This window comes from Nocardia neocaledoniensis (assembly GCF_003182135.1).
Classification (GTDB): domain Bacteria; phylum Actinomycetota; class Actinomycetes; order Mycobacteriales; family Mycobacteriaceae; genus Nocardia; species Nocardia neocaledoniensis.
Map to the genome: position 1 here is coordinate 589,661 of NZ_QGTL01000002.1, position 25,121 is coordinate 614,781.

Genomic DNA, 25,121 nt, shown 5'->3' on the forward strand with positions numbered 1-25,121 from the left:
GGTACGAGACCCGGGAACAACCACAGACAGTTGCTGGTTGATTCCGGTTGCAAGGTTCGCTGACCCGGACCGGCGTGGTTTCGTGCCAGCGGTCCCGAGTAGGAGGTGTCCCATCCCGATGGTAGACACGGCGCGTCACGCCACACTGCCCGAACAGCCACTCACCGCCGTCGACGGTGACGAGATCGAGGCCGAACTCACCGGCACCGCGGCCTTCGACGCGACCGGCGATCGCACCGTCATGCCGTCCTGGGACGAACTGGTCCGCGAGCACGCCGACCGGGTGTATCGCCTGGCCTATCGCCTCTCCGGCGACGCGCAGGACGCCGAGGACCTCACCCAGGAGACCTTCATCCGGGTGTTCCGCTCGCTGCAGAACTACCAGCCCGGCACCTTCGAGGGCTGGCTGCACCGCATCACCACCAACCTGTTCCTGGACATGGTCCGCCGCCGCAACCGCATCCGCATGGAGGCGCTGCCCGAGGACTACGACCGGGTGCCCGCCGAGGGGCCGACTCCCGAGGAGTCCTACCACGACGCGCGCTTGGACCCCGACCTGCAGAAAGCGCTCGACGCGCTGGCGCCGGAGTTCCGCGCCGCGGTGGTCCTGTGTGACATCGAGGGCCTGTCCTACGAGGAGATCGGCGCGACGCTGGGCGTCAAGCTCGGCACCGTGCGCAGCCGCATCCACCGTGGGCGCCAGGCACTGCGCGAGTACCTTGCGCATAATGGAACTGAGCAGCGGTACTCCGCTGACGCCTACGCAGGGTGACGCCGTTTCGCGACGTCGCCGGGCACTCGGTTGATGTCGGTCGGAAGGAAGAACTCCGCATGAGTGTGGACCCCAATACGTCCGGTCGTCGCCCGCGTTTCCAGCCCACCGAGCACCTGGCCAGCGAGGCGATCGCGGCCTATGTCGACGGCGAGCTGCGGATGAACGCGTATCTGCGCGCCGCCCAGCATCTTTCGGTCTGCCCCGAATGCGCGGCCGAGGTCGACGCCCAGCAGCAGGCGCGCATCGCGCTGCGCCGGGCCGCCGAGGTGGCCGTGCCCCGCAGCCTGCACGACAGCCTGACCCGGATCCCGCTGGCCGAACTGCCCGGCACCTCGCCCGAACCGCCGCGCCGTAACGAGGCATTTCTCGGATTCATCACCGATTCCTTCACCGCGACCCGGTGGACAACCTGGCGGCGCAAGTAGAGTCTCGGACGTGACAGGCGAATCGACGAATTCCGGATCGACCGAACACGCGGATTCGGCGGCCGACCGGGGGAACCTGCGGCCGTCGGACGCGCCGAACCTGGGCCCGCGTCCGGTGTACCGGCCGCACATCGACAGTCATACCGCGCGCGCGTTCCGCCGCCCCAACGGCCAGACCGGCTCGTTCGCGCCGCACGAGACGAATCTGCCCGGTAAACGCGACGACGCCGATCAGCTGGTCACCCAGCGCCCGCCGGACGGCGTGCTGGCCGAGGCCTTCGCCCGGCCCGCGGGCTCCGACGAACTGCTGCAGCGCGAACCCGGCTCCGACGAGCCGAGCACCGTCGTCGCCGGTCCGGTCGATCCCTGGCGCGATCCGGCCGCGGGAGCCCGCCTCGGCGCGCCCGCCGTTCCCACCCCCGCCGCCGACCGCCTGCCCGTCGCCCCGAAGCTGTCCGCCCGCGAGGTCCTGTTCGGCTCGCGCGTCGCGCCCAAGGCGCTGGCCGTACTCGCCGCGCTCGCGCTCGGCATCGCCGTGCTCGGCGGTCTGGTCGGGCGAATCACCGCCGAGACCGCGTCCACGCTGACCTCACGCAAGGTCACCCTCGATCAGAGCGCTGGGATCGAGGAGCCGCACAGCCGCATCGCCGCCGTCGCCAATGCCGTGCTGCCGTCGGTGGTCTCGATCCGGGTCACCGTCGGCGACAACGGCGCGACCGGCTCGGGCGTCGTCATCGACGGCGGCGGGTACGTGGTCACCAACAACCACGTCATCTCGATGGCCGCGACCGACAAGTCCGACCGGGCCGCGATCCAGGTGCAGTTCTCCGACGGCACCAGGGTGCCCGCCGAGATCGTGGGCCGCGACCCCAAGACCGACCTGGCCGTGCTCAAGGTCGAGGCCAAGAACCTGACCGTGGCCACCCTGGGCAAGTCCGCCGACGTGCAGGTCGGCGACGACGTGCTCGCGGTCGGCTCGCCGCTGGGCCTGAGCAAGACCGTCACGTCCGGCATCGTCAGTGCCCTGCACCGTCCGGTGAAGCTGGCGGGCGAGGGCAGCGACACCAACGCCGTCATCGACGCGGTGCAGACCGACGCGGCGATCAACCCCGGTAACTCCGGTGGCGCGCTGGTGGACATGGAGGGCCGCGTCGTCGGCATCAACACCGCCATTCGCAGCGAGACCGGCGGTTCGGTGGGCCTCGGCTTCGCCATCCCGGTCGACGTGATGACCACCGTCACCCAGACCCTGATCCGCGAGGGCCAGATGCACCACCCGGTGATCGGCCTGAGCGCGCGCACCAAGACCGTCGCCAACGAGGTGATGAGCGGCGCGGCCGTGGCCGATGTCGCCCCGGGCAGCCCGGCCGCCAAGGCGGGGATCGTGGAGGGCGATGTGATCGTCAAGATCGGTGATCGGGAGGTCACCAACCCGGACGAGCTGGTCGTCGCCGTGCAGGCGCGCAAGATCGGCGAGACGGTGAACGTGCAGTTGATCCGCGATGGCAGGCAGGTGGACGTGCCTGTGACGCTGGAATCCGACTGAGCTGCGGCGCCGCGCGCCGGGTAACCTGGATCCGTGTTCAGCAACATCGGGTGGAGCGAGATGATGATCCTGCTCGTCGCCGCCCTCGTGATCCTCGGCCCGGAGCGCCTGCCCGGCGCCGTCCGCTGGACCACGCAGTCCCTGCGCCAGGTGCGCGACTACGCCAGCGGCGCCACCACGCAGCTGAAGCAGGAGCTGGGACCGGAGTTCGACGAGTTGCGCAAGCCGTTGGCCGAGCTGAACGAGCTGCGTGGGATGACTCCGCGCGCCGCCGTCACCAAGCACCTGCTGGGCGGTGACGACAAGATCCTGCGCGATCTGGAGAGCGCGGTGCCCGACAAGAAGGAACTGTTCGGCACGAGCAGCGGCATGCCGGGCACCCCCTCCTCGTCACCCTCGCTGTCGAAGCCGCTCAACCCGAACGAGCGGCCCCCGATCGACTTCGACGCCACCTGAGCACACCGCACGGTCGGCATTTGCCACGAAGTCGCGCGGAACCGACGGGGCCTCGACTACCTCGCAAGACTGTGATTGCCGACAATCCGGGCATGACTGCCCTTGTGCCGCAAGACAGTTCGATGTCAACCGATATAGACACGGAATGCTGTCGAGCTGTCTAGACTTCGCACATGTCGGCCGATGACGTGGCACGAGTCTTCGCGATCGAAGACAAGGTCGAAAGACTCAAAGCAGCCACCGACGGGGTGGCGGCTGCCCAGCAGACCATCAACGAACTCACCAGGATCCGGCGAGCCGTGATCCGGGAACTCCATGCCGAGGGCTGGACCTTCGCCAGGATCGGCGCCGCCGCCGGGCTCTCCCGTGCGCGGATCCATCAGGTCAGCACGCAGGGCCCGGTGCCGGAGGGACTCTTCTTCGGGCACGGCGCGCTGACCGTGCTCGCGCCGGAGGTCCGCGCGGGCAGGCTCCTTGGCGCCCCCGATCCGGCCGCGGCGCAGCGGCTGGCCGAGCTGCTGCGGCAGCTGGGCTTCGTGGCGTCGGTGGAGACCTTCCTGCCGGGCAGACCCGTGGATCTCAATCGCGACGGGCTGGTCGTACTCGGCGGCCCCGAGCTCTCCCCCAGCCTGCGTCAGCTGGTGGTGGCCGATCCCCGGCTGCGCCGGACGGTCACCAGGGCCGGCGACACCCGGCGCGGGATCGAGGACCGGGCCGCGCGGCGCGTCTACCGGCCCGGCGGCACGGAACCACACGACATCGCGTACCTGGCCCGGCTCCCCCGACCGGACCGGCGCGGCAGCGTGATGCTCATCGACGGCCTGCACCCGCCCGGCTCGCTGGGTGCGATCCGGTTGCTGGCGACCCGTCTCGCCACCCTGCACGAGCGGGCCAGCAGCCATTTGTTCTCGGTACTCATTGCCGTCCGCTATGACCGCGCCACCGGAGAACCGGTGGATGCGGACCTTCTCACCCCGGTCTATCGGCACGAAACAGACCCGAGGTTGGCTACGACCCGGGCTCGTCCATAGCTGAAACTAAACTCGCCATCTTTTGTGACTTCGATCACGCTACTGTTATTGTTCACAGAGCGACAACGATGGTTAGATTGCTAGCGAGTAACCGAGTGTGAGTAGGTGAGCTTCACATGTTCTCGTCTCCCGAGGCCAGCGCGTGCCGGGTGCTTCCCGTTCGCGCGGCAGGCTCCCCCGATCCCACTCCGGGCGAACCGGTCGTCGCGACCCATCGGCTGACCTACAGCGACCGCCTGAAGGTCTTCATCGGCCCGCAGGAGGACGTGGACAGCTTCCTGCGCCCGCTGCGCCGCCTGGACGGCCGTCAGCGCTACGCGCTGGATCTGACGGTGCTGCCCGAGCCGATGCCCGCCACCGAGATCACCGCCGCGGTGAGCGCCGCGCGCGGCGAACTCGCGCTGTGGTGCGCCGGATCCGCCGACGCGATGACGCTGCAGCTGCGCCGGACCGTCGACCACGTCGCGCACCGCTTCACCCTCGGTCTGCCCGGCAGCAGGCTCGGCCTGCCGACGGTCTACCTGCCGCACGGCGAGGAGGACACCTATGTCTACCCCGACGAGGTGTTCACCGCCGAGCAGGCGGCGCCGATCTTCCGCGACTTCTTCCACGACGGTGTGGTCCCCGTCGAACTGCAGCAGCGCGAGATTCTCGACTGATCGCTCGACGCGCGCGAATGCTGCGCGATAGCTAGGCTGGTCTGCACGGTCACAACGCGTTCACGGTGGCCGGGAAGGGCCGGTGCGCGATGCGCGAGCTGCTGGAACAGGTACTCGAACTGCTCCCCCGTGAGCCGGTCGCGCTGGCCAGGATCGTCGACCGGACCGGCGCCGGACCGCGCGAGACCGGTGCGGCGATGGCGGTGACCGCGGACGGCCGGGTCATCGGCTCGCTCTCGGGCGGCTGCGTCGAATCCTCGATCGTGGCTACGGCCGAGGCGGTCCTGCGCGACGGGGTGGCGAGCCTCGAACGCTTCGCGGCCGCCGACGAACTCGCGGTCGGGCTGCCGTGTGGCGGCGAGATCGAGGTGTTCGTCGAACGGCTCGACCAGACCGTGCTGCCGCTGCTGCGCGAGCTGTCCACCGCGCTGAACGCCGGGACGGCGGTCGCCTACGCGACGACGCTGGAGTCGGCACCGGATCGGACGTTGCTCTACCCGGGCCGGAGCGCACCGTCGCGCGCCCTCGACCAGGACGCCGCCGCGCTGGGCGCCGGGCAGGCCGTCGCCTACGTGACGACATCGGCATCGGCGGCGGACCGGGCACTGCTCGAGCCGTGGCGCTCGCTCGATCAGGACGCCGCCGCGCTCCTGGCCACCGGCCGTAGCGGACTGATCGGCGGTCAGGACGGCACCCCCGCCGCAGCGGTGCGGCCCCGCACCTTCGTGCAGGTCTTCCGCTCCCCCGCGCGCATGATCCTGGCGGGTGCCAACGACTACTCCCGCGCCCTCACTGTCGCCGCCGCCCGGCTCGGCTATCACGTCACCGTCGTCGATGCCCGCGAAACCTTCACCACTCCGGCCCGTTTCCCCGCGGCCGACGCGGTGGTCGTCGACTGGCCGCACCGCTACCTCGACGCCGAGCACCGCGCCGGCCGGATCGACCACCGGACGGTGATCTGCGTACTCACCCACGACCCGAAATTCGACGTCCCGATGCTGGCGAGGGCCGTGCGCCTCCCCGTCGCCTTCGTCGGCGCCCTCGGCTCCCGCCGCGCGCACGCCGACCGGACCCGGCGCCTGCGCGAGGCGGGCCTGCACGACACCGAGATCGCGCGCGTCCACAGCCCGCTCGGCCTCGACCTCGGCGCGCACACCCCGGACGAGACCGCGATCTCCGTGCTCGCCCAGATCCTCGCCGAGCGCGCCGCCGCGACGGGTCGCCCGCTGGACACGCTCGAAGGGCCGATCCACCGCCCGCCACGACCGGAAAACCGCTCGGCGACCAACGACTGACGCACCATCCGACCGGCGACGAAGCGAATTTCCCGCCGACTAGAAGGGCCGACCCACCGCCCGCAGCCGCCGTGGCCGAAAGCCGCTCGCAGACCGGCGACTGACGCGCCAGGCGGGCGAGGACGACGCGGAGACCTGCCGCGTACCGGCACGCCCACCACCACGATGCCGGAGTTGGGCCACCCCAACGCTCGCCCCACGCACCGCGGACGCCGAACACCCACTGTTCCGGCGGTCTCCGCGCTCGCCGCGATCAGCCTCGGCCAGGCGCCGCACGGTGGCGGTTCCGGCGCACGCCGTGCGGGCGCCGCGCATGCGGAAGGCGCCTCGACACGACGAGGCGCCCCGCGGGTTTCGGCTAAGCCGCGACCTGTTCCGGCCGAAGCGTGTTCATCGGCGGACGGTCCTCCAGCGATACCTCGGTGGTGTGCGGGATGAATTCGCCGCCGATCATCGGGAACTGGGTGAGGGCCGCGCCGGAATCGGGAACACCGCTGCGGCGCAGGGCGGTTCCGAGGATCTGGCGGCTCATCACGCCCAGGTCCGACAGCGGGCGGTTGCGGTGGGTACGGACGCCGAGGTTCACCTGCGTGATGGCATCGAGGCCGAGCCGGTCGTAGGTGTCGAGGAGCAGGCCGATCTCCACGCCGTAGCCGGGCGCGAAGGGGACAGCGGTGAGCAGTTCGCGGGTGCCCGCGTACTCCCCGCCGAGCGGCTGCAGGACCTGGGCCAGCTCGGGCCGCAGGGCGGCCAGCAGCGGGCGGGCGACCAGCTCGGTCACCCGGCCGCCGCCGTTGGCGTCGACGGACTGGCCCTGGCGCAGCGGACGCCGGTAGTAGGCCTTGGACAGGTGGGTGTCCGGCATCGTGAGCAGCGGGCCGAGCAGCTTGGGCACGAAGGCCGGATCGGGGTCGATCAGATCGGAGTCGACGAAGGCGATCAGGTCGCCGCTGGTGCAGGCCAGCGACCGCCACAGCACTTCGCCCTTGCCCGGCACGGGCTCGAGCTCGGGCACGGCTTCCTCGCGGGTGATCACCTCGGCGCCTGCCGCGCGGGCGCGGGCTGCGGTGGCGTCGGTGGACCCGGAGTCGAGCACGATCAGTTCGTCGACGAGGGTGCCGAGCAGCGGCCGGATGCTGGCCACCACGTCGGCGACGGTGTCTTCCTCGTTCAGCGCGGGCAGCACCACGGAGACGGTGCGGCCCGCCTTGGCGGCGACGAGTTCGCCGACCGTCCAGTCAGGGGTGTCCCAGGTGTGGGTGGTGGCCCAGGCGGGCTCGCGGTGTTGGATTTTCATGCCAGACCTCGCAGAGTTCGTGCGGGGGGCCGGATGCCCTGGATCGCGGCGATCATGTCCACGACCCGCCGGGTTTCGGCGACTTCGTGGACCCGGAAGATCCGAGCGCCCGCGGCGGCCGACCACGCGGTTGCCGCCAGTGTGCCCTCGACCCTCTCGGTCAGACCGACACCTAGAGTCTCCCCGATAAAGTCCTTGTTACTCAGCGCCATCAAGACTGGCCATCCGGTTTTTACAAGACCGTCGATTCCGCGCAACAACTCGAGCCCGTGATAGGTGTTTTTCCCGAAATCGTGGGTGGGATCGATCACGATGCCGTCGCGCCGCACTCCCGCCGCCGCGGCGTGCTCGGCCGCCGCGACCACCGTCGCGGTCACCTCGGCCACCACGTCGGCGTAGCGCACCCGGTGCGGCCTGGTCCGCGGCACGGCGCCACCGGTGTGGCTGCACACGATGCCCGCGCCCAGCTCAGCCGCCACGTGCACCAGCTCCGGGTCGGCGCCCGCCCAGGTGTCGTTGATCAGGTCCGCGCCCGCCGCGACGGCCGCGCGGGCGACACCGCCGCGCCAGGTGTCCACACTGATCAACAGATCGGGATACTTCGCGCGGATCGCCGCGACGAACGGCACCACCCGCCGCGTTTCCTCGGCCGCGTCGACCGTCTCACCCGGGCCCGCCTTCACGCCGCCGATGTCGACCAGGTCGGCGCCCTCGTCGACCGCCCGCGCCACCCGTTCCATCGCGGCCTCGTCGCTGAAGGTGGCGCCGCGGTCGTAGAAGGAGTCGGGGGTGCGGTTCACGATCGCCATCACGAGCGCGCGATCGGTGGCGACCGGGCGGCCGCAGAAGGTGGGCGCGACGCCGGCCGACGACTCGGCACCGCGGCTGCTGGAGTTCGGGGCAGGCGGTTGTACGGCGGGCCGTGGTTCGGGCGCGCCCGACGAGTTACCGATGTTCATGCGGAATCAGACGTTACCTTGCTAGCGCGGCGCCTTACCGGCCGCGACGTCGGCGGCGTACCCGTCGTAGGCGGGGACGTACCCCGTGTCGGGGCCGGCGAGCACGTAGAGCTTGCTCTCGGCGTCGGGCTCGTAGCCCTGCTTGCGCAGCTCCACCTTGCGGCTCTTGAACGTCGAGGTCTGCTCGAGTTCGGCGACGACCCGCACGAACAGGGGAATCGCGTACACCGGCAGCCGCTGGTAGACGGTGGCGGCGAGCGACTTGCCGTCGAATTCGGTGTCCGGGTGCAGGGTGACCGCGGCCATGCCCGCCTTGCCGTCGGTGCCGGGGATGTCGACGCCGTAGACGACGGCCTGCTCGATGCTCGGATCGTGGTCCAGCGCCGCCTCGACCTCGGTGGTCGCGACGTTCTCGCCCTTCCAGCGGAAGGTGTCACCGAGCCGGTCGACGAAGGCGATGTGCCAGAAGTGCTGGTCGCGGACCAGGTCGCCGGTGTCGAACCAGCAGTCGCCCTTCTTGAAGCCGTCGCGGACCAGCTTGGCCTCGGAGGCCTTCTTGTCGGTGTAGCCGTCGAAGGGCTGCCGATCGTTGACCTTGGCCAGCAACAGCCCGACCCCGCCGGAGCGCACCTTGCGCAGCTTGCCGTCGGCGCCGCGCCGGGCCCTGCCGGTCTCGTCGTCGTATTCGACGACGGCGTAGGGCAGCGGCCCGAAGCCCGCGGTGCGGTCGACACCGAACGCGTTGACGAAGGCCAGCGGCGCCTCGCTCGATCCGTAGAACTCCACCACCCGGCCGATGCCGAACCGGCTGCGGAACTCGTCCCACAGTTCGGGCCGCAGTCCGTTGCCGACCGCGAGCCGGACCCGGTTGTTCTGCTCGGCGGGCCGCGGCGGCTGGTTGAGCAGGTACCGGCACAGCTCGCCGATGTAGATGAACGCGGTGGCGCGCTCGCGGTCGATCTCGTCCCAGAACTTCGACGCCGAGAACTTGCGGCTGAGCACGTAGGTGGCCTCGCCGGACAGCACCGCCGACAGCGCGACCGTGAGCGCGTTGTTGTGGTAGAGCGGCAGGCAGCAGTACAGCGCGTCGTTGCCGCGCAGGCGGATTCCGAGTCCGCCGAGCCCGGCCATGCTCTTGGTCCAGCGATGGTGGGTCATCACGCTGGCCTTGGGCATGCCGGTGGTACCCGAGGTGAAGATGAGGAACGCCCGCTCGCCCGCGGTGACTTGCGCGCACACGGCGGGATCGGCATCCGGTGCGGTACGGGCGGATTCGGCCAGTTCCTCGGCGGACAGCACGTTCTCGGCGGGCGTGGACAGCGAGTCCAGTGCCTCGGCGCACTCCTCGCCCGCCACCAGCAGCACGCTGTCGAGCAGGCCGATGCTGTGCGCGAGCACCTCGTCGCGCTGGTTGTAGTTGAGCAGACCGACCGTGGCGCCCAGTTTGAGCACGGCCAGCACAGTGAACAGGGTCTCGGGCCGGTTGGTCATCAGCACGCCGACCACCTGGCCGCGCCGCACACCGCGCTCGGAAAGCACTGCCGCGTATCGGTTCACCTCGCTGTTGGCGGCGCGGTAGGTGTAGGCGCGGCCCTCGAACCGCAGGAATTGGCGGTCGGGCCTGCGGTGCGCGACCCGCTGGAAATACAGGCCGATGGAGGCTTTGTCCTTGGGGCCCACCAGCATTCCGCGCGCGTTGCGCAGCATGCCGGGGGCGTCCAGCGCCATGCCGGGCAGCGCCTTGGCGAGATCGAAAACGCTGACGGTCGAGCGGGCGTCGTTGCTCACGTCGAGATACTCCTAGCCTTGGGTCGCGGCCGGTTCGAGTGCGGCGAAGGCCGCGGGCAGGTCGGTGGCGACGATGATGCGGTCGAGCGCGGGACCGGGCACCATGCCGCGATCGGACAGTTCGCCGATCCAGCGGAACAGGCCGCTGTAGAAGCCGTCCGCGTCGAGCACCACCACCGGTTTGGTGTGTTCGCCGAGGTAGCCGCCGGTCCACGTCTCGAAGAACTCCTCGAGCGTGCCGATGCCGCCGGGCAGCGCGAGGAAGGCGTCGGCGCGGTCCTCCATCAGCTTCTTGCGCTGGCGCATCGTATCGGTGACGAGCAGTTCGTCGGAGTCGACATCGGCGACTTCCTTGTGCACCAGGTGTTTCGGAATCACGCCGACGGTGTGCGCGCCACCGGCGCGGGCCGCGGTGGCGACCGCGCCCATCATCGACACGTGGCCGCCGCCGGACACCAGTTGCCAACCGCGCCGGGCGATCTCGGTGCCGGTGCGCGCGGCCAGGCTCAGCAGATCGGGATCGGTGGTGCTGGCGGAGCAGTAGACGCAGACGGAGTAGCTCACCACTTGTCCTCGGTGCCGAGCCGCTCGATGTCGGCGTGATCGCCGGTGACGCCCTTGACGATCGCCACCACCTCCTCGACGCTGTCGGTGAGCTGGATCAGGTCCAGATCCTCCGGCGAGATCTTGCCCGCCGCGGCCATCGAGTCACGCAGCCAGTCGACGAGCCCGGACCAGTACGCGGTGCCGAACAGGATGATCGGGAAGCGGGTGATCTTGCGGGTCTGCACCAGGGTGAGCGCCTCGAACAGTTCGTCGAGGGTGCCGAAACCGCCGGGCAGGCAGACGAAGGCCTGGGAGTACTTCACGAACATCGTCTTGCGGACGAAGAAGTACCGGAAGTTGATACCGAGGTCGACCCAGTCGTTGAGCCCCTGCTCGAACGGCAGCTCGATGCCGAGCCCGATCGAATAGCCGCCCGCCTCCGAGGATCCGCGATTGGCGGCCTCCATCGCGCCGGGGCCGCCGCCGGTGATCACCGCGAAGCCCGCCTCGCTGAGCGCCGCGCCGATCGCCCGGCCCGCCGCGTATTCGGGATCGGTGCTCGGCGTGCGCGCCGAACCGAAGACGGTGACCGCGGGCGGCACCTCGGCCAGCGCGCCGAAGCCCTCCACGAACTCGGCCTGGATCCGCAGCACCCGCCACGGATCGGTGTGCACCCAGTCGCTGTCCTGCCGGGAGTCGAGCAGGTTTCGATCCGCGGTCCGCACGCCCGGCTTGCGTTCGCGCCGGAACATCACCGGCCCCCGGAATTTCGCCGTCGGTTTGACCTTCCCGGCCTGGTCAGCGGAATCGGTAGACATGCCCACCACGCTACTGTGCCCGATTTACCGACAGCCGTCAGCTGGCTGACAGATAGGTGCGCAGCATCGCGGTGACGGCCGTGATCTGGGCGAGCGGGACGTGCTCGTCACGCTTGTGCGCGAGATTGGGGTCGCCCGGCCCGAAGTTCACGGCCGGGATGCCGCGCGCGGCGAAGCGCGAGACGTCGGTCCAGCCGTACTTGGCGCGCACGCCACCGCCGCCGTGGGCGTTGACCGAGTCGATGAGGGTGCGCGCGGCCGGTGCGGTGAGTCCGGGCAGCGCGCCGGGCGAGGAGTCGGTGACCACGAAGTCGACATCGAGGCCGGCGAAGACCTCGCGCACGTGCTCGATTGCCTGCTCGACGGTGCGGTCCGGCGCGAAACGGAAGTTCACATCCACCTCGGCGACGTCGGGCACCACATTGCCGGCCACCCCGCCGGAGACCCGCACGGCGGACAGGCCCTCGCGGTACACGCAGCCGTCGATGTCGACCTCGCGCGCCTCGTAGGCCCCGAGCCGGGCCAGCACCGGGGCCAGCCCGTGGATCGCGTTCACGCCGAGCCAGGCCCGCGCCGAATGCGCGCGCACCCCTGAAGTGCTCAGCCGAACCCGCAGCGTGCCCTGGCAGCCCGCCTCGATCCAGCCGCCGGAGGGTTCGCCGAGCACGGCCAGATCGCCGTCGAGCCATTCCGGCAATTCGCGTTCGATGTGCCCGAGGCCGTTGAATTCGGCGGCGATCTCCTCACCGTCGTAGAAGATCAGCGTGAGATCGTGCGCGGGGTCGGCGATGGTGGCGGCCAGATGCAGGAACACCGCGTCGCCGGACTTCATGTCGACGGTTCCGCAACCGAACAGCACCGGCTCGCCGTCGACCTCCGCCGGACGGCTCGGGACGTTGTCGGCGATCGGCACGGTGTCCAGATGACCGGCCAGGATCACCCGGGTCGGCAGGCCGCGGTGGGTGCGCGCGAGCACCACATTGCCGTGCCGCAGCACCTCGAACCCGGTGGTCTGCTCCCGTAATGCCTGCTCGACCAGGTCCGCGATCTTGGCCTCGTCCCGCGACACACTGGGCACATCGACGAGGGCGGCCGTGAGCTGAATGGGGTCGGCATGCAAATCGAGAGTCACATCTCGACAGTAGTACGGACCGCGCATCGGGTCCGCCGTTGCGCGGGCGGCGCGCCATCCCGAAGCATCCGAGCAGCAAATATTACGATTGTTTGACGATGAACCCCCTTGCGCGGCAGTGAATTTCCGTCGCGCTAGCGTTCTGGCGCTGCCCATTTCCGAGGGCACGCGAAACGAAGGGGATGCACAGAAAATGAAGTTCGGAAAGATCACTACCGCTGCAATCATGGCGATCACCGCGATGGGGATTTCCGCGGCCACCGCCAACGGTCAGCCCGCCGTGGCGACCGAGCAGCCCGCTGTAGTGGCTTCGGGGGGCGCGACTTCGGGGACCAACAACGGCATCAATTACACGACCTCGGTCTCGCCCGCGGACAAGACCATCACCTGGGCCGTCGACAGCGGCCGGTTCGAGGTCGCGGCCGACGGCAGCGCCGTGCTGCTCAAGACCGCCGACGGCGTCACCGTCGACCAGGCGCCGCTGCGCTCCGAGGTCGCCGGCCTGCCGATCGCGGTGAACCAGCAGATCAGCGAAGACGGCAAGACCGTGAAGCTGGCCGCGTCGATGACGCAGGAGGACACCGCGAAGCTGCAGAGCATCGCGGGCGCCAAGGACATCAGTTCCTACGACCGGCTGATGGAGCAGGTCAACAAGAACCTGCCCGGCATCGTCATCGGCGGCATCATCGGCGCGTTCATCCCGTTCCTGTGGCTGATCACCATTCCCGCCGGGATGCTGATCGGCGGCTACGTGATGGGTGGTCAGGAATTCCTGGACGCCGTGATCGCGTTCGCCACCGGCCAGCCCTGATCGGCGACAGCAGCACCGCACGGGTGCGCGGGCGGTTCTCGCTCGCGCACCCGTGCGCTGTCCGGGGGTGGCCGACACAATCGCGCGCACACCGGGCAAAATGACCGCTGTGAGTATTCAGGGAGCAACCGCAGTCGGAATCGCCAATGTGACCTCGGACGGCACCGTCCTCGACACCTGGTACCCCAGCCCCGAGCTGGGCGAATTCACCGAGACCGGCTCCAAGCGCGTCGACGCGGCCGAGGCGGGCGAGTTCGCCGAGCTGCTCGGCGCCGACGCGGCGCGCGGCGTCGAGGTGATCGCGGTGCGCACCACGATCGCCGACCTGTCGGCCGCGCCGGTCGACGCCCACGACGTGTACCTGCGCCTGCACCTGCTCTCGCACCGGCTGGTCCAGCCGCACGGGGTGAACCTCGACGGCCAGTTCGGCCTGCTCAGCAATGTCGTGTGGACCAACCACGGCCCGTGCGCGGTGGAGGGCTTCGAGCAGACCCGGCTGAAGCTGCGCGCCCGCGGCCCCGTGACGGTGCTCAGCGTCGACAAGTTCCCCCGCATGGTCGACTACGTCGTGCCCACCGGTGTGCGCATCGGCGACGCCGACCGCGTCCGCCTCGGCGCCCACCTGGCCTCCGGCACCACCGTCATGCACGAGGGCTTCGTGAACTTCAACGCGGGCACCCTGGGCAGCTCGATGGTGGAGGGCCGCATCTCGGCCGGCGTCGTGGTCGGCGACGGCTCCGACATCGGCGGCGGCGCCTCGACCATGGGCACCCTGTCCGGCGGCGGCACCACGGTCATCTCGGTCGGCGAGCGTTCGCTGCTCGGCGCCAACGCGGGCCTGGGCATCCCGCTCGGCGACGACTGCGTCCTCGAGGCGGGCCTGTACCTGACCGCGGGCACCAAGGTCACCGCGCCCGACGGCACCGTCGTCAAGGCCGCGACCCTGGCGGGCCAGAACAATCTGCTGTTCCGGCGCAACTCCACCACCGGCGCCGTCGAGGTGGTCCCGCGCGCGGGCACCGGCATCGAGCTCAACGCCGCGCTGCACGCCAACGACTGATTCTCTTTCTTCCAGCGGCCCCGCACTCGTCGAGTGCGGGGCCGCTGTGATTCAGCTCACCATCACGAATCGGCCCGCTGCCGCATCCCATGATCGAGACGCGGAATCCACAGCAGGAGGCTGAGATGAACATCGTGGTGGTCGGAGCGGGGTACGCGGGAGCGGTGGCGGCCAACCGGCTGGCGAAGAAGGTGACCGACGCGCGGATCACCGTGGTGAATCCGCGGCCGGATTTCGTGGAGCGGGTGCGGTTGCACGAGCAGCTCGCCGGGAGCGGGATCGCGGCCACCCCGTTGAGCCAGGTGCTCGGCGCGGGGATCACGGCCAGGGTGGCCGGGGTGGACAAGATCGGTGACGGCGTCGTCACCCTCGACGACGGCGGCAGCCTCGATTTCGACCATCTCTTCCTCGCGGTGGGCAGCACGGTCGACCCGCTGCCGGGCACGATCGCCGTCGGCACGTGGGAGGGCGCCGAGCAGGCACGCGCGGCGCTCGGCGAGCTGTCCGACGGCGCCGCGGTGACCGTGATCGGCGGCGGCCTGACCGGCATCGAGACCGCGGCGGAGCTCGCCGAGGCGCGGCCGGAGCTGCGAGTCCGGTTGGTGGGCACCGAGATCGGCGCGAGCCTGTCCGACGGTGGGCGCCGCCGGGTGCGCAAGGTGCTCGACCGGCTCGGCGTGGAAGTCGTCACCGACGAGGTCGACGCGGTCGAGGACGGACAGGTGCTGCTGCGGTCGGGCGCGAGGCTCGACACCGAGCTGACGCTGTGGGCCGTCATCGGCGCCGTGCCCGCACTCGCCGCGCGCAGCGGCCTCGCCGTCGACGCCTCGGGCAGGGCCCTGGTCGATCCGTACCTGCGCAGCGTGACCGATCCGCGCGTCTTCGCCGTCGGCGACTGCGCGGCGGTCCCCGGCGCGCGGATGGCCTGCGCGACCGCCGCACCGCAGGGCGCGCACGCCGCGGATACCCTCGTCAGGATGATCGCCGGACGCGAACCACGGCCCTACTCCATGGGATACGGCGGCCAGGCACTGAGCCTGGGCAGGCGCAGCGCGCTGGTGCAGACCTCCCGCCGGGACGACTCGCCGCTGCCGATGTCCTACGCGGGCCGCACGGCGGCGTTCACCAAGGAACGCGTCGTCCGGTACGCGGCGTGGAGCGCGCGCTCGGGCATCAGCGTCTGGCTGCCGGGTCCGCGGGCATGACACCGGCCGACGACTTCGCCGACAATCGCGGTCTGCTGTTCTCGATCGCCTACGAGATCCTCGGCTCGGTCGTCGACGCCGAGGACGTGCTGCACGACAGCTACCTGCGCTGGTCCGCCGTCGACCACGCGCGGGTCGAGCAGCCGCGCGCCTATCTCGCCCAGATCGTCACCAGGCAGGCGATCGGCGTGCTGCGGTCGGCGGCGCGGCGCCGCGAGGAGTACATCGGGCCGTGGCTGCCCGAACCGCTCGCGGCGCCGTCCGACGACGGGGTCGAGCACGTGCTGACCGGCGAGGCGGTGACGACCGCGATGCTGCTGGTCCTCGAGACCCTGACGCCGGTCCAGCGCGCGGTGTTCGTGCTCCGCGAGGTCTTCGCGTTCAGCTACGCCGAGATCGCCGTGGCCGTCGGTAAGTCCGAAACCGCTGTGCGGCAACTCAATCAGCGGGCCAGGACGCGGGTACACGAGAAGCGGCACACCGCCGTCGCCACGCCGGAGCAGGCGCGCTCGGTGGTCGAGCGGTTCTCGGTCGCGGCGGCGACCGGCGACGTGCAGGCGCTGATGGACGTGTTGGCGCCCGACGTGGTCTATCTCGCCGACGGCGGCGGCGTGGTCAGCGCGGTCCGCAGGCCGGTCGTGGGTCCGGACAAGGTCGCCAGGTTGCTCATCGGCCTGTTCCGCAAGGGTGCGCGCCTGGGCGAGCTCGGCGTGCACTTCGGCGTCTACAACGCCATGCCCGCGGTGGCCGCGACCGTGGACGGCGTCCTCGACCAGGTGACCTCGATCGAGGTCACCGACGGGCTCGTCACCGCGGTCTACTGCGTCCGCAATCCGGACAAGCTCGGGGCGGTCCGGATCCCGACCTGAGATAGCGCTCACCTCGCCCGTCGGACCCTCGACGGGGCGGCACCCGACGGCTACGCTCACAGTTATACGGAGCCGTATAACTGGAGGATCGGCATGGCACTTCCCCCTGGTCAGCGAGCCATCGACGGATTTCCCCGCTTCGGCACGCACCTACATCATCCGCCGCCGCCGGTCCCGGCCGAGCCGACGCTGGAACTCGGCGGCGCGGTGGTCGAGCCGCTCACCTTCACCCTGGACGAGTTCGCGACCCTGCCACGGCGCGAACTACTCGCCGACTTCCACTGCGTGGCCGGTTGGTCGGCCACCGGCCTGCGCTGGGCGGGGGTGCCGTTCGCCGAGCTGTACCGGGCGCGGATCGAACCGATGCGCACCGGCGTGATCAGCCACGTGGTGTTCGAGGGCCTCGAAGGATTCCAGTCGGTCGTCCTGCTCGAGGATGCCCTCGGCGAGGACGTGCTCATCGCCGACCGCCTCGACGGGCAGCCGCTGAACAGCGACCACGGCGCGCCGATCCGGCTGGTGAGCCCGAGTCAGTACGGGTTCGTCAACACGAAACACCTGTGCCGCATCACCTTCCACACCAGCCAACCGCACGACCCCGATCGGTTCTCGCCGCTGGCCGGGCATCGCCGCGCCAGGGTGTGGGAGGAGGAACGGCACCGCTATCTGCCCGGCCGGCTGGTGCGGCCGATCTACCACCGCCTGATCGAGCCGATCCGGCGGGCGAGTGCCAAGGGCAGCACCGCGTCCTGATCAGCCGAGCAGCTTCTTCTGCACCTTGCCCATCGCGTTGCGCGGCAGGGTGTCGACGAAGCGGACCTCGCGCGGGCGCTTGTGCGCCGACACCTGGGCGCCGACATGGGCGATCAGCTCGGCGGCGTCGGCTTCGCCGTCGCGCGCGACGACGAAGGCCACGATGCGCTGGCCGAGGTCGTCGTCGGGCAGACCGACCACCGCCACCTCGGCGACGGCGGGATGCCCGAGCAGGGCGGTCTCGATCTCACCCGCGCCGATGCGGTAGCCGCCGGACTTGATCAGGTCGATCGACTCACGGCCGACGATGCGGTGGAAACCGTCGGGGTCGATGACAGCCACGTCGCCGGTGCGGAACCAGCCGTCCTCGGTCCAGTCGGCGGCGGTGGCGTCGGGCCGATTCAGGTAGCCGCTGAACAGCATCGGGCCGCGCACCTGCAGCCCGCCGATGCTCTCGCCGTCGTGCGGGACCGGCGCGCCGGACTCGTCCCGCAAGCGGGTCTGCACGCCGCGCACCGGCGTGCCGACCCAGCCCGGCCTGCGCTCACCGTCAGCCCTGGTCGAGAGGGTGATCATGGTTTCGCTCATCCCGTACCGCTCCACCGGCGGCTGCCCGGTGAGTTCGGCGAGCTTCTCGAACACCGGCACCGGCAGCGGCGCGCTGCCCGACACCAGCAGCCGCGCCTTGCCCAATTCCTTTGCCAGCTCCGGCCTCTCGACAACCCGCGACCACACCGTCGGCACCCCGAAGTACAGGCTGCCCCCGGCCGCCGCATACGCCTCCGGCGTCGGCTTGCCGGTGTGGATCACCGGGCTGCCCACCCGCAGCGGACCGAGCAGCCCGAGGACCAGGCCGTGCACGTGGAACAGCGGAAGTCCGTGCACCAGAGTGTCTTTCCAGGTCCAGTCCCAGGCCTCGGCGAGCGCGTCGAGACCCGCGGCGATGGCGGCGCGGCTGAGCATCACGCCCTTGGGCGCGCCGGTGGTGCCCGAGGTGTAGAGGACGAAGGCGGTCGAGGCGGGATCGGGTTCGGGATAGCTGTGCCAGGACCGCGCGTGCAGCCGCACCGGAACCACCGGCAGCCTCGTCCCCTCCGGCGCCGCGCCGAGCCAGGCCTGGGCGCCGGAATCGCGCAGGATGTGCTCGAGCTCGGCGGCGCCGGAATCCGGCGGCACCGGCACGACGGTGACCCCGGCGATCAGGCAGCCGACCACCGCGAGCACCGTGCGCACGGTCGGCTCGGCCAGCACCGCCACGCGGTCGGCGCGGGCGATCCGCTCGGCCACCGACGTCGCCGCACCCAGCAGATCGGAGCGCGAGAGCGTGGCATCATCGATGGTGACGGCGTCGGGGATGTCGGCCCCGGCGGCGACGGCGATCGGATTCAGCGAGGCGAGCAGCAGCGGCGGACCGTAGGACATCCGTCCACGCTAACGCGACGCGGTTCTCCCGCGCCGCGCCGCCGTCCGTTGACACCCCGTCGACGTGATGAGACATTCTTCGTATAGTTCTCTCACCGATGAAAATGGGGTCAACGATGACCATCCTCGCTCGCTCACGTTCGCGTCAGAACGATCCGGCGGATTTCGATATCAGGGACTACATCGACGGGGCCGCCGCCTTCTACGGCGCGACCGCCAATGTGATCATGCAGCTGAGCCTGGCCCCGGTCGGTTACGGCGTCGCGGAATCGCGCGTGCACAGCGGCAGCATCATGCGTCATCCGGTGAAGCGAACGCGCACGACCCTCACGTATCTGTCGGTGGCGCTGATGGGCGACGATGCCGATCGCGCCGCCTTCCGCGCCGCCGTCAACGGCGCGCACAAACACGTCCACTCCACCGCCGAGAGCCCGGTGAAGTACAACGCCTTCGACCGGAACCTGCAGATGTGGGTGGCCGCGTGTCTCTACTGGGGTTCTATCGACGTGATGGACCGCCTCTACGGTCCCGTCGACGACGAGATCGCCGACACCTTCTACTCCTACGCCCACCACCTCGGCACCACCCTGCAGGTGCCGCGCGAGATGTGGCCCGCCGACCGCGCCGCCTTCGCCGCCTACTGGGCCGAGAACCTGCCCAAGACCAGCATCGACCCCACCATCAAGGCCTACTTCGACGACCTGCTCGACCTGAAGATGATCAGCCCGCCCCTGCGCCTCGGCTTCGCGCGTTTCCACCGCTGGTTCACCACCGGCCTGCTCCCCGAGCACCTGCGCGCGGAGATGGACATGACCTGGACCGCGCGCGACGAGCGCAGGCTCAACCGGCTGATGCGTGCCACCGGCCATCTGTCGGCCCGGATGCCGCGCGTGATCCGCAATTTCCCGTTCAACGCCACCCTGGCCGACATGCGGCGGCGTCAGCGCAAGGGCAAGCCGCTGATCTAGTCCATGTGCGGGTAGCGGTAGTCGGTCGGCGGGACGAAGGTCTCCTTGATCACGCGGGGCGCGACCCAGCGCAGCAGGTTGGTCGGCGAGCCCGCCTTGTCGTCGGTGCCGGAGGCCCTTGCCCCGCCGAAGGGCTGCTGGCCGACGACCGCGCCCGTCGGCTTGTCGTTGACGTAGAAGTTGCCCGCCGCGAAACGCAGTGCGGCGGCGGACTTCTCGATCACTGCGCGGTCCCTGGCGAAGATCGCGCCGGTGAGGGCGTACGGGGATGCCGTGTCGACCTCGCCGAGCAGCACGTCGAAGGCGTCGGGGGCGTTGTCGTCGTAGACGTAAACGGTGAGGATGGGTGCGAAGTACTCGGTGCGGAACGCCTCGTCGCGCGGGTCGTCGGGCAGCAGCACGGTCGGGCGGACGAACCAGCCCACGCTGTCGTCGTAGGTGCCGCCCGCCGCGAGGGTGACGCCGGCGTCCCTGGCGCGCTCGATGGCGGCCACGCCCTTGTCGTAGGCGCGCTGATCGATCAGGGCGCCACCGAAATTCGCGAGATCGGCGACGTCGCCGTAGGTGAGTTGATCGACGGTGGCCAGGAACTGCTCGCCCATCGTCCGCCACAGCGACCGCGGCACGTAGGCGCGAGACGCCGCCGAACACTTCTGGCCCTGGTACTCGAAGGCGCCGCGAATCATGGCCGTGGACAACGCGTCCGGGTCGGCGGAGGGGTGGGCCAGGATGAAGTCCTTGCCGCCGGTCTCGCCCACCAGACGCGGATAGCCTTGGTACTCACCGATATTCGCGCCCACCTGTCGCCACAGGTGCTGGAAGGTTCGCGTCGACCCCGTGAAATGGATGCCCGCCAGGCGTGGGTCGGCCAGCGCGACCTCCGACAGATTCCTGCCGTCACCGGTGACGAGGTTGATCACCCCGGGCGGCAGGCCCGCCTCGAGCAGAATCCGCATCGTCACCCAGGCCGCGAGAGTCTGTGTGGGCGAAGGCTTCCAGATCACCGTGTTGCCCATCAGGGCGGGCGCGGTGGGCAGGTTGCCCGCGATGGCGCTGAAGTTGAACGGGGTGATCGCGTAGACGAAGCCCTCCAGCGGGCGGTAGTCCATCCGGTTCCAGACCCCGCGGCTCGACTGCGGTTGCCCCTCGAGGATCTGGCGCGCGTAGGCAACGTTGAACCGCCAGAAGTCGATCAGCTCGCACGGCGCGTCGATCTCGGCCTGCACCGCCGACTTCGACTGCCCGAGCATCGTCGCCGCCGCGATCGTCTCCCGCCACGGCCCCGCCATCAGATCGGCGGCCCGCAGCAGCACCGCGGCCCGCGCGTCGAACGACATCTCCCGCCACATGGGGGCCGCCGCGCAGGCCGCCTCGATCGCGTCGCTCGCCTCCTCGTGCGTGGCATCGGTGCAGGTCCCCAGCACCAGCGACCGTTGATGCGGCGCGACGATCGCATGCCGCTCCCCCACCCCGTGCCGCTGCTCACCCCCGATCACCAGCGGCACGTCCACACACTCCCCCGCGACCTCCGCCAATTTCTTCCGCAGCCGCTCCCGCCCCGCCGTGCCCGGCGCATACGACTGCGCGGGCTCGTTCACCGGCACCGGAACCTCGGAGACAGCGTCCATACCCCGAGGCTATCGCCGATGGGCCATGATCGCCCGCAGGCCCAGCCCACCTCGGCCGGGTGGACGCTCAGAACGGGGCCGCGGTGAACCAGTCGCCTCGGATGGTGTCGTAGGCGGCGCCGGAGACCTCGATGACGACCGGGAGGGGAGCGCCGTCGACGATGCGCTGGACGGCGAGGGTGAACGGTTCGTTGGGGCGGGCACTCCAGGCGGTGACGGTGCCGTTCGCGACCGCGCGGGTGGTGGTGGGGTCCGGGGCGCCGTGGCGGTTGAGGTAGGTGTCGGCGTCGGCGGCCGTGGCGTATTCGGTGTACCAGGCGGTGCGGTTCGCGGAGTCGGTGCAGGTGATCTGGCGGACCGGGACCGGGTCGCCGGGCTGGACGACCACCGCACCGGTGGGGAAGCAGCGCGCCCCGCTCCAGCCGGTGGCTGTCGGATCCTTGGGCAGGATGCTCGCGTAGCTGTTGTAGATCGATACGTGCTCGCCCCAGGTGGGCGGCGGCGCGATCCGGCCGGGACGCACGAACTTCCAGTAGATCGCCCCCACCCCGACCACACCCACCCCGGCCACCATCGCCAGGACGAGCAGTCCGACCGCCAGCGCCCGCCACCGCGCCGACACCGACTTCGGCGACCGCCGATCGACCGAGCCGACGGGGTGCGGCCCGAGCTGTCCAGCTACCGCCGCATTCCCACCCCCGGCAGCCGGTAGCGCCGACGCCGCGTACTCCGGCGGCCCGACGCGCGTCGCGGCGGCATCGAAGCGAGCCCCGGGTGCCTCCGCAGATACCCGCGAGCCGTCACCCGCTGACATCGAGCCACCCGGCGCCGAGTTCCAGGAGGCTCCCTGGCGCTCCGCCCCCTGCCATCGCGGCTCCGACGGATCGGCATGTGGCGCCGAGCCTTCTCGGCCTCCGAACTGCCCCGGCCCGCCGCTCGATCCGTCCGGCCGAGCCGCCGCGGCGCCCTGCCACCCAGGAACCGGGTTCTGCCGCGGCCCCACCGGCAGCGGGAGGCCGGTCGACACCGCCGTGTCACCGACGCGTGTCGAGGACAGCGCCGCCACCGCGGCTTCCGCGAATTCGATACAGCTGTCGAATCTTTCGCCAGGATCCTTCGCGAGCACACGGGCGATCACCGCGTCGAGTGCGCGCGGCAGACTTGGCACCGCGCCCGAGACCGGCGGCACCGGCTTGCTCAGATGTGCGGCCACCACCGCACCCGGATTGTCCGCGGGGAACGGGCTTTCACCGGTGAGCAGGGTGAACAGCGTGCAGCCGAGGGAGTACTGATCGGACCGGTGGTCGACGGGGGCGCCGGAGAGTTGTTCCGGGGAGGCGTAGGCGAGGGTGGCGAGGAAGGCCCCGGTGCGGGTGAGCTGACGGGCGTCACCGCGCAGGCGGGCGATGCCGAAATCGGTGAGCAGCACGCGGTCGCCCGAACGGGCCGCGGCCAGCAAGATGTTGGCGGGCTTCACATCTCGGTGCAACACACCGCGCTCGTGGGCGTAGTCGAGCGCCTCCGCGGTCTGGGCGACGATGCCGATCGCCCGCGCGGGATCGAGCGGGGCGCCACGGAAGACCGAGGCGTCGGACCCGTCGACGTACTGCATGGAGATCCACATCAGCCCGTCCTCGACCCCGCGGTCGAGCACCGAGACGATGCCGGGATGATCCAGGTGGGCGGACACATCGGCTTCGCGCTCGAACCGCCCGCGCACCTCGGGATCCGAATACAGTTCGCGATTCAGCAGTTTCAGCGCCACCTGCCGCGGCAGCCGCGGGTGCGCGGCCAGGTAGACGGTGCCCATGCCCCCTCGGCCGAGCCGCCGGTCGATCCGATACCCGGCGAACACCGTGCCCGCGCCGAACTCCACCCCGTGCATCCGTGACGAGCCTTTCGATCCTGTACCGCTCCGACTGCCGGACCCTAGCCGATCCGGCAGCCGCAGCGCGAGGTCAGCTCAGGTCGTCGGCGATGATGCGTTCGATATTGCGTTCGGCCAGCGCGGTGATGGTGACGAACGGGTTCACGCTGGTGTTGCCGGGGATGAGGGCGCCGTCGATGACGTAGAGGCCCCGATACCCGTGCAGGCGGCCGTAATTGTCGGTGGCCTCGTTGAGCACGCAGCCGCCCAGCGGGTGGTAGGTGAAGTCGTCACCCCAGGTCTTGTAGACGCCGAACAGGTCGGTCCGGTAGATCGTGCCCTCCTTGCTGTTGATCTTGTCGAAGATGCGCTTGGCCGCGTTGATCGAGGACTGGTTCCAGGAGGTCTGCCAGTTCAGGTCCACCTTGCCGGTGCCGGAGTTGAAGGTGAACTTCGCGCGGTTCGGGTTCTTGGTGATCGCCAGGTACAGGCTCACATACGTCTCCAGGCCGGCCGGGAACGGCGCGACCTCGGCGAAGGCGGGGCCGCCCGCGTCGGCCCAGTTGTCGATGCCCAGGCACGGCATGGACGACTGCAGGCTGCCGGTGGCGTCCCACATGTGATTGGCGCGCCCGACCATCACATTGCCGTTGTTGCCCCACTTCTGGCCAACCGCGTCGGACAGGTCGCGCAGGTTCCCCTTGGCCTTCATCGCCACCAGCAGCTTGCTGGTGCCGACGCTGCCCGCGGCGAAGAAGACCCGTTCCGCGACAATCTTTTTGGTGGCGGTGGTGCGGCCCTGGGTGTCGATCTGGGCCATCTCCACTTCGTAGCCGCTGCCGCTCGGCGTGACGGCGGTGACCATGTGCTGGGCCGCGATGGTCACCTTGCCGGTGCCGGTGGCCGCCGCCAGGTAGGTCTTGTCCAGCGACCGCTTGCCGGCGTTGTTGCCGTAGATCACCTCACCGGCCAGCGCCGACCGGCGCACCGTGTTCGCCTGCTCCTTCTTCATGTACTCGAAGTCGTAGACATTGGGCACGAAAGTCCAGCCGAAGCCGGACCTTTCGGCATGCTTGCGGCCCACGCGCGCGAACTGATAGCACTCCGCCGACTCGAACCAGTTCTTGTCGATGCGGTTCACGCCGAGCGCGCTGTTGGCGCGCGGGTAGTAGGTGGCGTACATCTCGTCGGCGTTCACCGAGGGCAGGATGGCGGCGAAGTTCTCGCGCTTCGGCGTGACCGCCATGCCGCCGTTGACCAGCGATCCGCCGCCGACGCCACGCCCCTGATAGACCCGGATGCCGCCGAAGCTCTCGGAGTCGAGCACGCCGGTGTAGCGGTCGATGTCCTTGTTGTAGGAACCGCCCATGAAGTAGCCCACCGGCTGGTCGGTGGTGTCGCGCAGCCAGTAGGACCGGCCGTCGGGTTCCAGGACGGGACAGAAGATGTCGCCGTCGGGGCCCGGCTTGGTCCAGGACATGCCCATCTCGGCGACCAGGACGTCGACCCCGGCCTGGGCCAGGCGTAGCGCGGCGACCGAGCCGCCGTAACCGCTGCCGATGACGAGGGCGGGCACGGTGTCGCCGTCGGCCGCGGGCGCCGCGGCGGCTACCGCCCGGCTGCCCAGCGCCACCGCACCTAGCGTGAAACCTGTTGCAGCTAGGAACCCGCGGCGCGAGATGCCTCCGGTGTAGCGGTTACTACCTGGCTTTTCATACAAGAATTCACGCAACGTGCGGCTCCTCATCGAGACTGCAATGAGAACCTGTTATACCGAGAGTTGCAGTGAAACAAACATGTTTCGGATAAAC

General features: G+C 70.1%; 23 protein-coding genes. 13 read left to right on the forward strand and 10 right to left on the reverse strand.

Annotated features, from left to right (window positions below):
* Positions 1 to 118: 118 nt before the first annotated feature.
* From sigE to DFR69_RS07100, 7 genes are all read left to right on the forward strand, one after another.
* Positions 119 to 772 (forward strand): RNA polymerase sigma factor SigE, encoded by a 654-nt coding sequence (gene sigE, locus DFR69_RS07070; protein WP_244198126.1) that lies wholly within the window; start codon positions 119 to 121, stop codon positions 770 to 772.
* 59 nt (positions 773 to 831) lie between these two features.
* Positions 832 to 1,200 carry a zf-HC2 domain-containing protein gene (locus DFR69_RS07075; RefSeq protein WP_110036598.1) on the forward strand — a complete coding sequence of 123 codons (369 nt, stop codon included), beginning with the start codon at positions 832 to 834 and terminating at the stop codon, positions 1,198 to 1,200.
* Between the two features lie 10 nt (positions 1,201 to 1,210).
* A complete protein-coding gene (locus DFR69_RS07080; RefSeq protein ID WP_110036599.1) occupies positions 1,211 to 2,746 on the forward strand; it encodes a S1C family serine protease in 1,536 nt (511 codons plus the stop codon).
* A 33-nt stretch (positions 2,747 to 2,779) separates the two neighbouring features.
* Positions 2,780 to 3,202 (forward strand): Sec-independent protein translocase protein TatB, encoded by a 423-nt coding sequence (gene tatB, locus DFR69_RS07085; protein WP_110036600.1) that lies wholly within the window; start codon positions 2,780 to 2,782, stop codon positions 3,200 to 3,202.
* Between the two features lie 173 nt (positions 3,203 to 3,375).
* A complete protein-coding gene (locus DFR69_RS07090) occupies positions 3,376 to 4,233 on the forward strand; it encodes a hypothetical protein (protein WP_110036601.1) in 858 nt (285 codons plus the stop codon).
* 116 nt (positions 4,234 to 4,349) lie between these two features.
* The gene (locus tag DFR69_RS07095) at positions 4,350 to 4,892 is read left to right on the forward strand and encodes a hypothetical protein (protein WP_110036602.1); all 543 of its coding nucleotides are present in this window, start codon (positions 4,350 to 4,352) and stop codon (positions 4,890 to 4,892) included.
* An 89-nt stretch (positions 4,893 to 4,981) separates the two neighbouring features.
* Positions 4,982 to 6,187 carry an XdhC family protein gene (locus DFR69_RS07100; RefSeq protein WP_110036603.1) on the forward strand — a complete coding sequence of 402 codons (1,206 nt, stop codon included), beginning with the start codon at positions 4,982 to 4,984 and terminating at the stop codon, positions 6,185 to 6,187.
* Positions 6,188 to 6,545: 358 nt separating this feature from the next.
* Here DFR69_RS07100 and DFR69_RS07105 read toward each other — a convergent pair whose 3' ends face one another.
* From DFR69_RS07105 to dapE, 6 genes are read right to left on the reverse strand one after another with little or no spacing between them, the layout of a single operon-like run.
* A complete protein-coding gene (locus tag DFR69_RS07105) occupies positions 6,546 to 7,484 on the reverse strand; it encodes a glucosyl-3-phosphoglycerate synthase (RefSeq protein WP_110036604.1) in 939 nt (312 codons plus the stop codon).
* Positions 7,481 to 8,443, reverse strand: a complete 963-nt coding sequence (gene folP, locus DFR69_RS07110; protein WP_244198127.1) for a dihydropteroate synthase — start codon at positions 8,441 to 8,443, stop codon at positions 7,481 to 7,483. The genes DFR69_RS07105 and folP overlap by 4 nt, the downstream gene beginning before the upstream one ends.
* Before the next feature lie 21 nt (positions 8,444 to 8,464).
* Positions 8,465 to 10,231 carry a long-chain-acyl-CoA synthetase gene (locus tag DFR69_RS07115; protein WP_110036605.1) on the reverse strand — a complete coding sequence of 589 codons (1,767 nt, stop codon included), beginning with the start codon at positions 10,229 to 10,231 and terminating at the stop codon, positions 8,465 to 8,467.
* A gap of 12 nt (positions 10,232 to 10,243) precedes the next feature.
* Complete coding sequence (locus DFR69_RS07120; protein WP_373867004.1) at positions 10,244 to 10,795, reverse strand: LOG family protein; 552 nt, start codon at positions 10,793 to 10,795, stop codon at positions 10,244 to 10,246.
* A complete protein-coding gene (locus DFR69_RS07125; protein ID WP_110036607.1) occupies positions 10,792 to 11,595 on the reverse strand; it encodes an LOG family protein in 804 nt (267 codons plus the stop codon). Before DFR69_RS07125 ends, DFR69_RS07120 begins: the two co-directional genes overlap by 4 nt.
* A gap of 37 nt (positions 11,596 to 11,632) precedes the next feature.
* Positions 11,633 to 12,727, reverse strand: coding sequence for a succinyl-diaminopimelate desuccinylase (dapE, locus tag DFR69_RS07130; RefSeq protein ID WP_244198128.1), 1,095 nt, complete (start codon positions 12,725 to 12,727; stop codon positions 11,633 to 11,635).
* Between the two features lie 226 nt (positions 12,728 to 12,953).
* Here dapE and DFR69_RS07135 point away from each other — a divergent pair, with 226 nt between their 5' ends.
* From DFR69_RS07135 to DFR69_RS07155, 5 genes are all read left to right on the forward strand, one after another.
* Entirely contained in the window at positions 12,954 to 13,538 is a 585-nt protein-coding gene (locus tag DFR69_RS07135) for a DUF8020 domain-containing protein (RefSeq protein WP_244198129.1), read from the forward strand.
* Positions 13,539 to 13,647: 109 nt separating this feature from the next.
* The gene (dapD, locus tag DFR69_RS07140; RefSeq protein ID WP_110036885.1) at positions 13,648 to 14,598 is read left to right on the forward strand and encodes a 2,3,4,5-tetrahydropyridine-2,6-dicarboxylate N-succinyltransferase; all 951 of its coding nucleotides are present in this window, start codon (positions 13,648 to 13,650) and stop codon (positions 14,596 to 14,598) included.
* Between the two features lie 125 nt (positions 14,599 to 14,723).
* On the forward strand, positions 14,724 to 15,803 hold the full coding sequence (locus DFR69_RS07145; protein ID WP_110036886.1) for an NAD(P)/FAD-dependent oxidoreductase: 1,080 nt from the start codon (positions 14,724 to 14,726) through the stop codon (positions 15,801 to 15,803).
* Positions 15,800 to 16,672, forward strand: a complete 873-nt coding sequence (locus DFR69_RS07150) for an RNA polymerase sigma-70 factor (protein ID WP_110036887.1) — start codon at positions 15,800 to 15,802, stop codon at positions 16,670 to 16,672. The genes DFR69_RS07145 and DFR69_RS07150 overlap by 4 nt, the downstream gene beginning before the upstream one ends.
* A 93-nt stretch (positions 16,673 to 16,765) precedes the next feature.
* A complete protein-coding gene (locus DFR69_RS07155; protein WP_110036610.1) occupies positions 16,766 to 17,425 on the forward strand; it encodes a molybdopterin-dependent oxidoreductase in 660 nt (219 codons plus the stop codon).
* Here DFR69_RS07155 and DFR69_RS07160 read toward each other — a convergent pair whose 3' ends face one another.
* Positions 17,426 to 18,847: an acyl-CoA synthetase gene (locus tag DFR69_RS07160; RefSeq protein ID WP_110036611.1), complete on the reverse strand. Its 1,422-nt coding sequence runs from the start codon at positions 18,845 to 18,847 to the stop codon at positions 17,426 to 17,428.
* A 116-nt stretch (positions 18,848 to 18,963) separates the two neighbouring features.
* On the opposite strand from DFR69_RS07160, the gene DFR69_RS07165 reads away from it, so the two are divergent.
* Positions 18,964 to 19,815 carry an oxygenase MpaB family protein gene (locus DFR69_RS07165; protein WP_110036612.1) on the forward strand — a complete coding sequence of 284 codons (852 nt, stop codon included), beginning with the start codon at positions 18,964 to 18,966 and terminating at the stop codon, positions 19,813 to 19,815.
* Here DFR69_RS07165 and pruA read toward each other — a convergent pair.
* The 3 genes from pruA to DFR69_RS07180 form a co-directional block, all read right to left on the reverse strand.
* The gene (pruA, locus tag DFR69_RS07170) at positions 19,812 to 21,443 is read right to left on the reverse strand and encodes an L-glutamate gamma-semialdehyde dehydrogenase (protein WP_110036613.1); all 1,632 of its coding nucleotides are present in this window, start codon (positions 21,441 to 21,443) and stop codon (positions 19,812 to 19,814) included. The genes DFR69_RS07165 and pruA overlap by 4 nt on opposite strands.
* Positions 21,444 to 21,510: 67 nt before the next feature.
* The gene (locus DFR69_RS35500) at positions 21,511 to 23,328 is read right to left on the reverse strand and encodes a serine/threonine-protein kinase (protein ID WP_208643919.1); all 1,818 of its coding nucleotides are present in this window, start codon (positions 23,326 to 23,328) and stop codon (positions 21,511 to 21,513) included.
* Positions 23,329 to 23,401: 73 nt separating this feature from the next.
* Positions 23,402 to 24,943, reverse strand: coding sequence for a GMC oxidoreductase (locus DFR69_RS07180; RefSeq protein WP_444980181.1), 1,542 nt, complete (start codon positions 24,941 to 24,943; stop codon positions 23,402 to 23,404).
* Positions 24,944 to 25,121: the final 178 nt, after the last annotated feature.

Bases quoted from the DNA above. Each gene is read 5' to 3' on its own strand.
- sigE (WP_244198126.1), top strand. From the start codon at position 119: ATGGTAGACACGGCGCGTCACGCCACACTGCCCGAACAGCCACTCACC.
- DFR69_RS07075 (WP_110036598.1), top strand. From the start codon at position 832: ATGAGTGTGGACCCCAATACGTCCGGTCGTCGCCCGCGTTTCCAGCCC.
- DFR69_RS07090 (WP_110036601.1), top strand. From the start codon at position 3,376: ATGTCGGCCGATGACGTGGCACGAGTCTTCGCGATCGAAGACAAGGTC.
- DFR69_RS07095 (WP_110036602.1), top strand. From the start codon at position 4,350: ATGTTCTCGTCTCCCGAGGCCAGCGCGTGCCGGGTGCTTCCCGTTCGC.
- DFR69_RS07100 (WP_110036603.1), top strand. From the start codon at position 4,982: ATGCGCGAGCTGCTGGAACAGGTACTCGAACTGCTCCCCCGTGAGCCG.
- DFR69_RS07105 (WP_110036604.1), bottom strand. From the start codon at position 7,484: ATGAAAATCCAACACCGCGAGCCCGCCTGGGCCACCACCCACACCTGG.
- folP (WP_244198127.1), bottom strand. From the start codon at position 8,443: ATGAACATCGGTAACTCGTCGGGCGCGCCCGAACCACGGCCCGCCGTA.
- DFR69_RS07125 (WP_110036607.1), bottom strand. From the start codon at position 11,595: ATGTCTACCGATTCCGCTGACCAGGCCGGGAAGGTCAAACCGACGGCG.
- DFR69_RS07135 (WP_244198129.1), top strand. From the start codon at position 12,954: ATGGCGATCACCGCGATGGGGATTTCCGCGGCCACCGCCAACGGTCAG.
- DFR69_RS07145 (WP_110036886.1), top strand. From the start codon at position 14,724: ATGAACATCGTGGTGGTCGGAGCGGGGTACGCGGGAGCGGTGGCGGCC.
- DFR69_RS07150 (WP_110036887.1), top strand. From the start codon at position 15,800: ATGACACCGGCCGACGACTTCGCCGACAATCGCGGTCTGCTGTTCTCG.
- DFR69_RS07155 (WP_110036610.1), top strand. From the start codon at position 16,766: ATGGCACTTCCCCCTGGTCAGCGAGCCATCGACGGATTTCCCCGCTTC.
- DFR69_RS07160 (WP_110036611.1), bottom strand. From the start codon at position 18,847: ATGTCCTACGGTCCGCCGCTGCTGCTCGCCTCGCTGAATCCGATCGCC.
- DFR69_RS07165 (WP_110036612.1), top strand. From the start codon at position 18,964: ATGACCATCCTCGCTCGCTCACGTTCGCGTCAGAACGATCCGGCGGAT.
- pruA (WP_110036613.1), bottom strand. From the start codon at position 21,443: ATGGACGCTGTCTCCGAGGTTCCGGTGCCGGTGAACGAGCCCGCGCAG.
- DFR69_RS35500 (WP_208643919.1), bottom strand. From the start codon at position 23,328: ATGCACGGGGTGGAGTTCGGCGCGGGCACGGTGTTCGCCGGGTATCGG.